General features: G+C 62.8%; 8 protein-coding genes. 3 read left to right on the top strand and 5 right to left on the bottom strand.

Going from position 1 to position 12,051, the window contains the following annotated elements:
• From M5G18_RS20215 to M5G18_RS20235, 5 genes are read right to left on the bottom strand one after another with little or no spacing between them, the layout of a single operon-like run.
• Positions 1–1,620: a DUF2300 domain-containing protein gene (locus tag M5G18_RS20215; RefSeq protein ID WP_273897679.1), complete on the bottom strand. Its 1,620-nt coding sequence runs from the start codon at positions 1,618–1,620 to the stop codon at positions 1–3.
• 1 nt (position 1,621) lies between these two features.
• Positions 1,622–6,187, bottom strand: coding sequence for an alpha-2-macroglobulin family protein (locus tag M5G18_RS20220; protein ID WP_273897678.1), 4,566 nt, complete (start codon positions 6,185–6,187; stop codon positions 1,622–1,624).
• On the bottom strand, positions 6,184–6,849 hold the full coding sequence (locus tag M5G18_RS20225) for a DUF1175 domain-containing protein (protein ID WP_273897677.1): 666 nt from the start codon (positions 6,847–6,849) through the stop codon (positions 6,184–6,186). Before M5G18_RS20225 ends, M5G18_RS20220 begins: the two co-directional genes overlap by 4 nt.
• Entirely contained in the window at positions 6,819–8,531 is a 1,713-nt protein-coding gene (locus M5G18_RS20230; protein ID WP_273897676.1) for a DUF2138 domain-containing protein, read from the bottom strand. Before M5G18_RS20230 ends, M5G18_RS20225 begins: the two co-directional genes overlap by 31 nt.
• A gap of 35 nt (positions 8,532–8,566) precedes the next feature.
• A complete protein-coding gene (locus M5G18_RS20235; RefSeq protein WP_102716662.1) occupies positions 8,567–9,358 on the bottom strand; it encodes a YfaP family protein in 792 nt (263 codons plus the stop codon).
• A 276-nt stretch (positions 9,359–9,634) separates the two neighbouring features.
• Here M5G18_RS20235 and M5G18_RS20240 point away from each other — a divergent pair, with 276 nt between their 5' ends.
• From M5G18_RS20240 to ispA, 3 genes are all read left to right on the top strand, one after another.
• On the top strand, positions 9,635–10,780 hold the full coding sequence (locus M5G18_RS20240; protein ID WP_273897675.1) for a Fic family protein: 1,146 nt from the start codon (positions 9,635–9,637) through the stop codon (positions 10,778–10,780).
• A gap of 80 nt (positions 10,781–10,860) precedes the next feature.
• The gene (locus tag M5G18_RS20245) at positions 10,861–11,103 is read left to right on the top strand and encodes an exodeoxyribonuclease VII small subunit (RefSeq protein WP_007894317.1); all 243 of its coding nucleotides are present in this window, start codon (positions 10,861–10,863) and stop codon (positions 11,101–11,103) included.
• Positions 11,100–11,987: a (2E,6E)-farnesyl diphosphate synthase gene (ispA, locus tag M5G18_RS20250; protein WP_273897674.1), complete on the top strand. Its 888-nt coding sequence runs from the start codon at positions 11,100–11,102 to the stop codon at positions 11,985–11,987. The genes M5G18_RS20245 and ispA overlap by 4 nt, the downstream gene beginning before the upstream one ends.
• The last annotated feature ends 64 nt before the right edge of the window (positions 11,988–12,051 follow it).

The raw sequence follows: 12,051 nt of genomic DNA on the forward strand, positions 1-12,051 counted from the left end.
CTATTCCAGCAAAAGGTGACGGGCGAGCCCTTCGATATAGATTTCATCCTGGCCGTTGGGGTGTGCTTCAAAGGCCAGGTGCAGGTATTCGTGAGTCAGGTCGAGGCGGTCCTGCAAGGACAGCACACCGCGCACGTAGATGCGCTGGCGTTCGCGGTCGACGAAGGGTCGGCCGAAAGCGAGTTTGCAGACGGCGAAAGTGCTGACTTCGTTGTAGCCGGTTTCGCTTTCCAGCTTCGGACGCCAGCCGCGACGTTGTTTTTGCAGCCAGTCTTGCGCAGCGGGCAGCGCTTCGCAGGATGCCACCGGGTTGTCCCAGCGGCTGAGGCTGGCGCGCGGATAGGCGTGCAGCAGGATCGTGTCGTAACGCTGACCGGCCTTGGCTTGCTCGACGGCTTGCTGCCAGGCGAGTTTGTCGGGCCCGGGTTGATCGGAGTGATAGGTGACGGTGCTGCCGGCCAATACCAGGTCCGCCGTCCATGCGGCGATGTTGCGGGATTCAGCGGAGGCCGGACGCGGGGCGACGCGTTGGCGGGTGCTGCTGTCGTCGATGCTCAGGCATTCGCCGTTGCGCGTGGCGTTTTGCAGCAGGTACGTGCGGATCGCCACGGCCAACGCTTTGGCGGCTTCGGCGGGTTCGGGTTTGGCTTCACGCTCCAGCACACGGGCGACGTACTCTTCGCGATCCAGCCGGGCGACCAGTTTGTCGTTGAGCAGAAACAGTTCGCCATCGCTGTGGATATCCAGCGTATTGCCATTAGCGAATTCGACGCGGTAATCGCCCTGCAACGGGCCGGAACTCACCACTCGATCACCGACCAGAACCCGCGAAACCGGATAACGCGAGAACAATCCCACCTCAACACAACGCCCCACCTCCGCCGGCCACGATGCGGGCAACACCGTCGCCAACGCCGAACCGTAATGCCGCAAAACCATCTGACTGGTACCCCGGCCACCGGCCCAGATCGGCGCGCCATCCGCTGTCCAGCCAGCGAATCCACCCTGGCGTGATTGCGGGTCCTGATCGCCGAGCCAGCTCCAGGTTTTCACCCGCAAGCGCCCGCCGAGTTCACCCACAACATTGCCGTCTGCCGCGTTCAGCACCACATCGAGCAGCACCCGGCGCATCTGATCCTGAGCCGGCAGCCAGGATAAAACCTTCAGCAAGTCAGCCACGGAAACCCGAGTAGCCGGTTGCACCGATGGCAGATCCAGCAACCACGACGGCCCCTGTCGCGCCTGCCAATAGGTTCTCCATTCGCCAGCGGTTATGCCCAACCGCGCCGGCTCGAAATACAGCCCGCAGGATTTCACCAGCGCCTGATCACGCTCGATCTTCCCGCCCGCCGTGCAGCAATAGACTTCTTCCTTCGTCTGCCCGCGACATTCATACGCCGGCTCGCGAGCGCCGGTATCCACCAGCCACGCGTAAACGAACACCTTCCACAGACTGCCCAGCGGCGTCTCCAGCGACGAAGGCAACGGCTCGCGAGCGGTCAGTTGCATGGTGTTCAGCGACAGCAACTCGCCCTTGTAGGCCACGCGCAATGGCTCATCCTGCGCCGTCGCCAGCGCAGGAATCACACACATCAGCAGCCACAGCAGCGGCCGGGTCATGTCAGTTGACCGTGACCTGACCGAGGGCCGCTTTCGCTTCCCTGGCCTGATGCTGCGGCGCGTAGACCTGAGTGAAACGCACCGGCGGCAGGTTGAACTGGCCCTTCTGCGAGAAGCGCACCAGATGCCGCAGACGCAACTCACCGCTCAACGCATCCACGGGCACCGCGTAGGCCAGTTGGCCCGGCTCGAACCGTGCTTTTTCCAGCGCGGTCGGCTCGGTGCCGTCCTTGCCCTGCAACTTGATGCCCCACGTGGTGCGCTCGACATCCGCGCCCGGTGGCAGCGGCACTTCGAGCATGCCGTAGCGCAGCGGTTTCGGCGCTTTGCTGGTGAGGATCACTTCGTCCAGATACAGACTGTCGCTCGACAACGGCTTGCTGCCGACCGGCTCCAGTTTGAAGGTGAACGCTTCATCACCCGGCACCAGACGCGACAGGCGACGAGTGATGGTCACCGCCATCGGATCGACCGCTGGTTGCTGAGTCTGGAAGCTCAGTGCGGCACGCAGCGGACGCTCCTGAGTGCCCGACACTGTCAACACGGTCGGCACCGGCGCAGCCCCCTGCCACGTCCAGTACATCTCGCCGGTCGCGCCGTAGTTTTTCTTCCACCCTTCGCCCGGAGCCAGCGCGATGGTCGGCGACGCCTGGGCGATGCTGCGTTGCAGCCAGGTCAGCGCCAGCGCACGTTCAAGGGTCGATTGCTGTGGCAACAGGCGTTGCAGCAACGCTGTCGCGCGAGCCTGATCGAACGGTTGCAGCGACAGGTTCAGCGCTTCGGCAAACGGCTGCGAACTGACCGACAAGCGCCGTTGCGCAGCGCCCAGCTGACGATTGAACGCGTCCGGCAAAGCGACTTTCGACTGGGTGGCTAGCGATGCGGTCAAGACCCGCGCCGCCGCCAGACCGAGCGCCGAATCCGGATCGCCCATCACCAGACTGTCTTCGCCGTCGTCCATCAGGGTTTCGGCATTACCTTCCCCGGCCTTGGCCAGATCCTCCATCAAACCGCTGAGCAGCGTGTTGACCGGCAGATGCATCTGCTTGGCGAACGACAGGATCAGCGCCCGCTGCAGCAACGGTGTGTTCGGCGCCTGCTTGGCGTAGACCTCCAGCACCCGCTGCCAGTGCTCCGGCGGCAAGGTCAGATCCAGCACCTGGCTGGCATTCCAGTCGGCGTAATAAGCGTAAGCGGTGAGGAACGCATCCGGCTCGCCATCGAAGCCCCACCAGGTGAAGCTCGCCGACGGCCCGGCCATTTGCACCAGCCGCAAACGGCTGTTCTGCATGATCAGACGCAAGCGGTCGCGGATCTGCGGGCTCGACGCCAGCGACGGATAGGCGATGCTCAGCGGCAGCAAGCGGCTGGCGGTCTGCTCGACGCCGCCGTACGGATAGCTCAGCAGATCGTCGAGGGCCGAACGGAACAGCGCTTGCGGGCTGTCATCCAGACGCAGGCGAATATCGGTGGCGTCTGCCGGCAGGCTCAGCGGCGTGTCGCCACTGGCCACGTCGAGGCTCTGGGTCTGCGTCACTTGCCAGCCTTCGCCGGTGGCGGTCAGGCGCACAGCCAAGGCATCGGCGGTCTTGCCGTCCTGCACCAGCTCGGCGGTCCATTCGCCGGTGGCCAATGCGAAGGCCGGTAGCGGCAGGTAGTTGATGCCGTTGTTGAGCGTCACCGGCAGGCGCTGTTCGGCGCCGGCGTAGTGCGTCACCAGCTCGGCCTTGACCGGTTTTTCGGCCTGGCTGAACGCGAACACGCCGAGTTGCGGCTGATCGCCCTTACGGAATTTGCTCGGGCCGCTCCACTTCAGGTACAGCGGCTTTTCCGAGCGCACGAACTGTTTCTTCTGCCCGACCTGACCGTCATCGGCAATCGCCCGCGCGGTAATGCGCCAGCGGGTCAGCGAGTCAGGCATCTTGAAGGTGAAACGGGTTTTGCCGTCGGCGTCGGTCAGCAACTCTGGCTGCCACGCGGCGGTATCGACGTCTTCGCGGCGCGGCCGCTCCAGCACTTTCACCCCGCGTTCGCTGCGGTTGGCCTTGCCCGGTGCGCCTGGGCTGCCCGGCAATGCCACGTCGTAGCTGATGAACGACAGGCTGGCGCTGGTACGCACGTTGTTGCGGCGCGGGTGGTAGAAGAACTGGTCGATGGTCGGCGCGACTTCCGGTTGCAGCGCGTAGACCATTTCGTCGACCACGCTGACTGTCAGGTGCGCTGGCACAGCCTTGCCGGCGAACTGCGTGGTCAGGTCGACCGTCACGGTATCGCCCGGCTGATAGGTCTCTTTGTCGGTCTTGATCGCCACGTCGATCTGCGGCGCGACCACCTTGATCCCGGCGTTCTGGAAGCTGTACTGACCACCCTTGGTGTACAGCACTGAGAACGTCAGGTTTGGCGCGAAGTTGTCCTTCACCGGGATGCGTGCGCGGTATTGGGTGTCGCTGAGTTTTTCCAGTTTCAGCCAGTCGCCGCCCTTGGCCAGCAGCGCGGTGGCTTCGACCTTGTCACGCTCCAGCGACAGCAGTGCATCGCTGACCGGCTCCGGGAACGTGATCAGCGCCAGCGCTTCGTCGCCGGCCTTGTACTCGGGTTTGTCGAGGACGATTTCCACGGTGCCCGGCACAGCCTTGACGCCATCGCCGGTGACCGAATGACCAGTCGCACCCAGCACTCGACCGTGCTGATCTTTCAGCGACAGGTTGTAGGTGCCCGGGCGCTCGAAAGCCACGCTGAAGCCTTTGTCCTTCGCCGCCAGTTTGCCTTCGCCGGTGGTCTGGTCTTCCAGACGCACCCAGTTGTAGCTGCTCGGCACAACGGCTTGCGCCTGCACGCTACCGCCCTCGTTGGCGTAGCTGAACGCGACCTTGTCACCGACCGCGCTGAAGCGCTGCGGCGCGGTCAGGCGGAAGCTGGCGGCGCCACGGTCGATGAGGATTTCCTTGGTGGTCTTGACCCGATACGCCGCGCCATCACTGGCAAACACGGTGAGCATGTAGCGGCTCGGTTTGTCGGCGGCCGGCAGGTCGAGGGTCGCGTTGCCCTTGCTGTCGGTGGTCAGTTCGGTGCTGGTCAGCTCCACCGGGAATTGCCCGAGGTATTGCAGTTCGTTGTCGACCATCGACAGTTGCTGGGCGCGTAGGCTCAGGGTCAGTTTGGCGTTGGCCACCGGTTTGCCGTCCGGGTACAGCAGCACCAGGCTGCCCTTCACTGGTTCGCCGGTGCGGTAATCCTGCTTGGCCAGATTCAGCGAGATTTCGAAGTGCGGCTTGATGTACTCCGCCACCCGGAACGCGCTGCTGTAGGCCTGATCCTTGTAGTTGAAACGCAGCTCGTAACCACCGGCCACGGCGTTGTCCGGCAACTGGAAACGGCCTTGGGTGCCGGCCTTGGAATCGAGCTTCAGATCGAGACGCTGCAACTCGGTGCCGGTGGCATCGAGCACGCTGACATTGACGTCCGCCGCCCCCGGCAGCACCGAATCCCGCGCATTCTTGAATTCGCGGCCGACGATTTTCAGCGACACCCAATCACCCGGGCGATACAGCGGCCGGTCGGTGAAAGCATAGAGTTTGGTGTCGTAGATTTCGCTGTCGTAATAGAAGTTTTCCGAGACGAACACCCCGCCCTCTTCGTCCTCGCCGATCACGAACGAACGCTCCGGGCTGACGTGTTTCAGGCGCAGCAGACCATCGGTATCAGTGGCACCGCTGCTCATCACGCCGAGGCCGTCGGTCCACAGCACATTGACCTTCGGCACCGAGCTGCCTTCGTGTTTGCGCGCGGCCCACACCAGCAATTCATCACCGGCAATCTTGCTCACCGCCACGGTGTTGGAAACGAACACCATGGTGGTCGCGCGGTACTTGCCGATCAGCGCTTCGACCAGATAAAGGCCAGGTTTCAGGTTGCCCAGCGGGATGTACACATTACCCGGCGCAACGCTGACGAACTCGCTGGAAGACCCGGCCAAATTCACCCCGGTCGGTGGCTGGATCGGCTTGGCCTGCCACAGCGGATAGCGGAACTGGCTGACCACCGGCAGGCCCGGAATCAGGGCAAACTGCGGTTGCGCGTCGTAAGGCGTCGGCGCGGCGATGGCGTTGCCCATTTTCAGTTCCGGCACTTCTTCGGTGACTTGCTGACGCGACTCGTAAGAGAACGCACGCTGCATCACCCGACGGGATTTGCGGTACCAGTTGTCCCACAGGTACGCGAGGGTGTTCGACAGGCCTTCGCCCTTGAACTGGCCGTCGCTGACCACGCGGTGCAGGTTCTTCTGGCGCTTGAGGAAGTCCAGCGGTTTGTCGATCTTGTACACGCGGATGTCGGCGCCGCCGTACGGTTCCATGCGGAAACGGCGGTAGTCGCGACCCGGTGCTTCGAGGCGTACCACCGCCTGTTCGTCGGCGGCGAAACTGCTGTCGGCCAGCAGGAAAAAGCTCTCACCGGACACCGGCGTGTAGCCACTCGGCTCCACAGTGTCTTCGGCATTCACGGCCGAAAACGGCAGGGCTAACAGCAACAGAAAAGGCAGTAAACGCAGCATGCGGGCACCGGTCATTGGGAGAGAAAGTTCAGTCGATAGACGCCGATGAAGTTGGGGTTGGCTGCGTCGGGTATCCATCGGGTGTCCTTCCATGTCATGAGTTGCTGCAGGCTTGCCGAACGCATGCCGTTGTCGGTTGGGGTGGTCGTGCCGGTGTGATAGGCGATGTAGCGGCCCATCCAGATCATCAGGTGCTGGTCGTCGCCCTGATCGAAAAACATCAGATCGCCGGGTCGTGCCTGGGACACGTCGCGGCCGATCAGATGGCTGTTGAACTGAATCAGTTTGATCGCGTTGACGTAGGGCCCGACCTTGCCGCCGCCCTGCTGCCATTGCTGGGCGAGCTTGCGCTGATCGGCGCTCAGGTCCAGCTCCGGCGGCAGGTAGCGGTTGGACACGCCATTGCTGCGCAGCCATTTATCGTCGTGGACTTTCAGCGCTTCGTTGGCGGCGAAACGCACCAGCCCCGCGCAGTCCTGCTGGTACCAGCGCGGGCTCGGTCCTTTGCTCAACTGCTCCTGAGCGATGCGCACGAACCAGGCGCGAAAGACCTGGGATTGCTGCGGATCGAGGGCCGGCGCCTCAACGGCTCGGGCGCCAGTGCTGAGCAACAGCGCCAGCAAGCCAAGGCTGCGAATCAGTCCGGTCACAGCGCTTTCCACTCCAGCGGCAGCCATTGCCAGTGACCGTCAGGCTCGCTGCCTTCCGGCAAGGTCAGGGCGTATTTGCCCATGCCGCCGAGGGTGCGCAGTTTCGGGATCAGGTAGGTTTGCGCGGCGTTGTAGAACACCGGCTCCATGTCCTGCGGCAGGCTGTCGAGGGTTTCCTGCTGGATCAGTTGCGCCATCGAGTCCGGGCCGAAGTAGATCGGCATCAGCACGTCTTTCGGCAAGACATCGGCCATCGGCGGGAAGCGCTTGTCGAGGGTGCCAAGGGCCTTGTCGACCAGTTTGTCGTCGAGGGAAAACAGCAGCGTCGAACCGTGGCGCGCCAGGCTGACTTTCATGAAGGCACGGCCGGTGATCGCGTCCGGGTTCTCGGCATCCTTGGCCGCGTACGGGCCGAAGTTGGAGCTGACCTGACGCTGCCAGAGGTGGCTCTGGCCTTCCTGTTTCTCGACCACCGGGAACGCGTGCTCGTCGACCTTGCCTTCGTAGGCGCCGACCATCGAATCGAACAACGTGCCGATATCCGCGTCGAGTCTGCCGTTGTCTTCGTCGTTCAGACTGGCCACCAGCAATGGCGTGTACAGCCGCGAATCGGCGTACCAGCACAGACCCGCCGCGCCGGCCACGTGTTCGGTGAGTTTCTGCGCCACCGCTTCTTCGGCGCCGAGTTTCACCAGCAACGGTTTTTGCGGCTCGGCCGCCACCGGCAAGGTCACGCAGGCACTGGCGCCCAGCGGCATGGCTTGCCAGACCGGTTTGAAATCGAAGTCCGGCTGGTTTTCCAGTTCATCCATGGCCAGGAAGCTGTGCCAGCCCTTGTCGTCCATATCGAAACGCAGGCCGGCGAAGTTCGGGATGAAGCGCTGGTAACCCATGGCCAGAACGCTGGAATTGACCGACAGGCGCTGCTTGGTTTCAGGTGTCTTGGCCGTGAGCCCGAACGCTTCGGGGAACAGTTTTTCACCGTTGAGCAGCGCAGCGAGGGCTTGCGGCGAGACGTGGCCGGACTCCTCGGAAGCACCACTTTCCGGGTCGTAGAATTTGGTCGGATTCGACAGCACCACCAGTTTGTCGCCACGGGAGGCGAACAACAGGGATTTGCCGGCGTTGTAGGTCAGCTGATACAGCGGCACTTCATCGCCGCCGACCTTCAGGGTGCTGAACACACTCAGTTGCGAATCATCCAGCGCGACTTTCGCCAGCGGCTCCAGCACTTTGGCCAGCCCGCCGCGATCCATCACCAGCAGGAAATCCTTCAAGCGACCGTCGGCGCCACGCCACAACGCCACGTCTGCCGGTTGATCGAAGAGCTGCTCGATCAGGCTGTCCTGCAGCTTCAGATCATGCTCGTAAATGATCCGCCGCAGGCTGCCGATCAGCCCGAGACGGTCGGCGTGGGTTTCGTAATAGAAGACGAAATCCTCGGTGAGCGTGGCCTTGAGGAACGGCACCGTCAGCAGGTCCTTGGGCAACTGGCTCAGGGAGCGGGTTTCCAGCAGCGCATCCGGGCGGCTCAAGCCAAGTTTGTCACTGGCCAACTCCGCCGGCGGCGCCTTCGGCTTGTGCATCAGCCAGCCGAGCCCACCCGCCACGCCGGCCACCAGGCACAGCCCGACCGCCAGCAACGGCCAGCGCCGGGAAGGTTTGCCCGCAGGTGTTACGGCGGCCGGTGTAGCAGTGTTATCGCTCATCTTTCCAGAACCCGAGTTCATCCGTGGCGGGATGCTTAATAGTTGAAAGTCTTGACCAGCAGCAGATCACCGATGGCCCGCAGGGGCACGATGAACGTTTCGCGTTTTTCGTCGACGGTGTTTTCGTTGAGTACCAGCGTGATCTGCGAGGTGATGACCTCGTTCTGGTTGCTGGTCTCCTCGAAGTTATAGCCGCCGTTACCGAAGTTGCCCCAATAGTTGACGTAAACCAGATAGGTGCCGTGCAGCGGCGCGGTCATGGTGAACATTTCCGGGCCAGGGCCATCGACGCCGTCCGGATCGAGGCCGCCGCCGTTGCTCATCGCCGGACGCGCCCAGAAGGCGTGCTGGCCGTCAGGCGTAATGACGTGCAGGTCGAGTTCGGCTTTAGGGTCGTCCCAACCGAGCACCACGCGGATCCGCGCCGGCGTGCGCAAATTGTTGGCTTCGTAGAATTGAACGCGCTTGAGCGACTGGCCGTCGGCGCTGATCACCTCGACGCTGTTGGAACCGGCGCCGAACGCATACGGCCGGGCGAAACGGCCCTGGTCGTCGGTGTACAGATTCAGTGGATTGCCATTCACCGCCAGGCTATGAGGCGGGCGCAGATGTCCGATGGCCTTGAGCTGACCCTCGATCATCGTGCGATTGCGCTGGATGCCGCGATCAATCGGCGGCGTGGGATAGGCGACTTGCGGGTTTTCCGTGCGATCGAGCAGACCGTGATAGCGCCAGCCGCCCACCGGTTCCGACAGCTCCGCGCTCGGCGCCGCCAGCAGCGCGGGCGCGCAGGCCAACCCGATCAGCAGCAAAAGAAGTGAACGCATGTGATGCCTCCTGCCATGCCTGACGAAACCTTGCACCCGATCCTCGGCGCTTCACAGTGGGCGATACTGCGTTTCGTCTGAAAGACCCGTGACTGTCGGGTCGTAGAAGGCGCGAAGGTTAGCGATTCGGCAGTTTTTTAACAATCGGATACATCTGGATTTGCGGTGGGAATCACGGCGTCCAGTGGACGATGAGCCGAATAGGCGTCATATTCGGCTCACGAAATGAGCCGAATAGCGGTTTTAATCGGCTCACGCACTCAGGAACAGCAATAAATGGCGACTCAGTGGATCTGGCAGCAACCTGATTGGCCCGACTTCAACTGGCAGGCGGAACGCCTGTCACCGTTGTTGCGCGAGTGTGTTCAGGCACAAGGTCAATTGATGGGCATGGCGGGATCAGTGAGCCGTTCACTGAGTGCGCAGACAGAGCTGGACGCTTTGCTGCAAAACATCGTGACCTCCTCGGCCATCGAGGGTGAGCAGTTGAATGTCGGATCCGTGCGATCTTCACTGGCACGGCGCCTGGGGCTGGAATTACCCGATGGCGACAAAGTCAGTCAACGCAGCGAGGGGCTGGCGCAGCTCATGCTTGATGCGACCCGGCGCTTCGCCGAACCGCTGACGCTGGAGCGTTTGCTGGAATGGCATTCGTGGCTGTTTCCAGAACAGGAAAACGGATTCTTCGCGCGCGCGATCAATGTCGGCGCTCTACGCGGCGATGAGCCGATGCAGGTGGTTTCCGGGCGAATCGACCGCCCGACCGTGCATTTCGAGGCGCCACCGCGACAAGGGCTTGAGCGACAACTCGACAGTTTTCTCAAATGGTTCGACGCCAGTCAGCATCAGGCAGGCCTCGATCCTTTACTGCGAGCAGGCATCGCGCATTTCTGGTTCGTCACCTTGCACCCGTTCGATGACGGCAACGGCCGTCTTACCCGCACTCTCACCGATCTGGCACTGGCTCAGGGTGAAGCGCAGGCGATTCGTTTTTATGCGATGTCCGCCAGCATTCTCGATGACCGCACGGGCTACTACCGAATTCTAGAATCCAGCCAGAAAGCCACGCTGGACATCACCGACTGGCTCGCATGGTTCCTGCAAACCCTGCTGCGCAGCCTACAACAGGCCATCGCGCGGATTGAAGGCGTACTGGGCAAGTCACGCTTCTGGCAAACACACCGGGAATCCGAGCTGTTGGTGGAGCAGATCAAAGTGCTTAACCGCCTGCTCGACGGTGGTGAACGCGGTTTCGAGCACGGTATCAGCGCGGCGCAGTATCAGGCCGTGGCGAAAGTCTCCAAGGCCACGGCGACCCGACATCTGGCGGAGCTGCTGGAAAAAGGTTGTCTCGAACGCCTGCCCGGCGGTGGGCGCAGCACGCGCTATCAGATCAGTTTTCCAGGCAAATCCGCGGAGTGATCCAAGGCCCCGCTCATTTGCCCATACCCCCCCTATCTGCTAGTGTCGCGCCGGTTTAACGTCAACCGGAATTAGCCGCCATGGCCCGCAAAAAAGCTGCACTGGATTTCGAACAGTCCCTCGCCGACCTGCAAACGCTGGTGGAGCGTCTGGAGAACGGTGAATTGTCGCTGGAAGACTCGCTGACCGCTTTCGAGCAGGGCATCGGCCTGACCCGTGACTGCCAGGCGGCGCTGGCCCAGGCCGAGCAGAAGGTTCAGGTGTTGCTGGAGCGCGATGGCGAACTCGCCGAGGAACCCTTCGACGCGGATCAGCCAGAATGATTGCAGCGTATTCGGCCACCAGCCAGGCGCGGGTCAACGCGGCACTGGAAACCCTGTTCAACGCCCCGCTGCCAGAACTGGCGCGCCTCTATGAAGCCATGCGCTACAGCGTGATGAACGGCGGCAAGCGCGTGCGCCCGCTGCTGGCCTACGCGGCATGCGAAGCCCTCGGCGGCAAGGCCGAACAGGCCAACGGCGCGGCGTGTTCGGTTGAGCTGATCCACGCGTATTCGCTGGTGCACGACGATTTGCCGGCGATGGACGACGACGATCTGCGTCGCGGCCAGCCGACCACCCACAAGAAATTCGACGAAGCTTGCGCGATTCTGGCCGGCGACGGCTTGCAGAGCCTGGCGTTCAGCGCCCTGCTCGACCCGCGCCTGAGCGACCTGAGCGCGGACATCCGCCTGCAACAGGTCACAGCGCTGGCGCACGCGGCAGGCCCGGCCGGGATGGTCGGCGGTCAGGCCATCGACCTCGGTTCGGTCGGCCTCAAGCTTGATCAGAAAGCGCTGGAACAGATGCACCGGCACAAAACCGGCGCGCTGATCGAAGTCAGCGTCAAGCTCGGCGCCCTGGCCAGCGGCCGTGCCGAGAAGGATGAACTGAAGTCCCTGCAGACTTATGCACAGGCTATCGGCCTGGCATTCCAGGTCCAGGACGACATCCTCGACGTCGAAAGCGATACCGAAACCCTCGGCAAACGCCAGGGCGCCGACATTGCCCGCGACAAGCCGACCTACCCGGCGCTGCTCGGCCTCGACGCCGCCAAGGCTTACGCGCTGGAACTGCGCGATCAGGCCCTGCACGCGCTGCGACCGTTTGACGCGGCTGCCGAGCCATTGCGCGATCTGGCCCGGTATATCGTCGATCGGCGTAACTGAAGGCTAATCAGCCAAAAAAGACCAACGCGTGGGCAGGGGGCGATGCATCAGGTAAACTGCCGCA

The sequence above is a fragment of the Pseudomonas aphyarum genome (assembly GCF_028657055.1).
Lineage (GTDB): Bacteria > Pseudomonadota > Gammaproteobacteria > Pseudomonadales > Pseudomonadaceae > Aquipseudomonas > Aquipseudomonas aphyarum.

Bases quoted from the DNA above. Each gene is read 5' to 3' on its own strand.
- ispA (WP_273897674.1), top strand. From the start codon at position 11,100: ATGATTGCAGCGTATTCGGCCACCAGCCAGGCGCGGGTCAACGCGGCA.
- M5G18_RS20220 (WP_273897678.1), bottom strand. From the start codon at position 6,187: ATGACCGGTGCCCGCATGCTGCGTTTACTGCCTTTTCTGTTGCTGTTA.
- M5G18_RS20215 (WP_273897679.1), bottom strand. From the start codon at position 1,620: ATGACCCGGCCGCTGCTGTGGCTGCTGATGTGTGTGATTCCTGCGCTG.
- M5G18_RS20245 (WP_007894317.1), top strand. From the start codon at position 10,861: ATGGCCCGCAAAAAAGCTGCACTGGATTTCGAACAGTCCCTCGCCGAC.
- M5G18_RS20240 (WP_273897675.1), top strand. From the start codon at position 9,635: ATGGCGACTCAGTGGATCTGGCAGCAACCTGATTGGCCCGACTTCAAC.
- M5G18_RS20235 (WP_102716662.1), bottom strand. From the start codon at position 9,358: ATGCGTTCACTTCTTTTGCTGCTGATCGGGTTGGCCTGCGCGCCCGCG.
- M5G18_RS20225 (WP_273897677.1), bottom strand. From the start codon at position 6,849: ATGGCTGCCGCTGGAGTGGAAAGCGCTGTGACCGGACTGATTCGCAGC.
- M5G18_RS20230 (WP_273897676.1), bottom strand. From the start codon at position 8,531: ATGAGCGATAACACTGCTACACCGGCCGCCGTAACACCTGCGGGCAAA.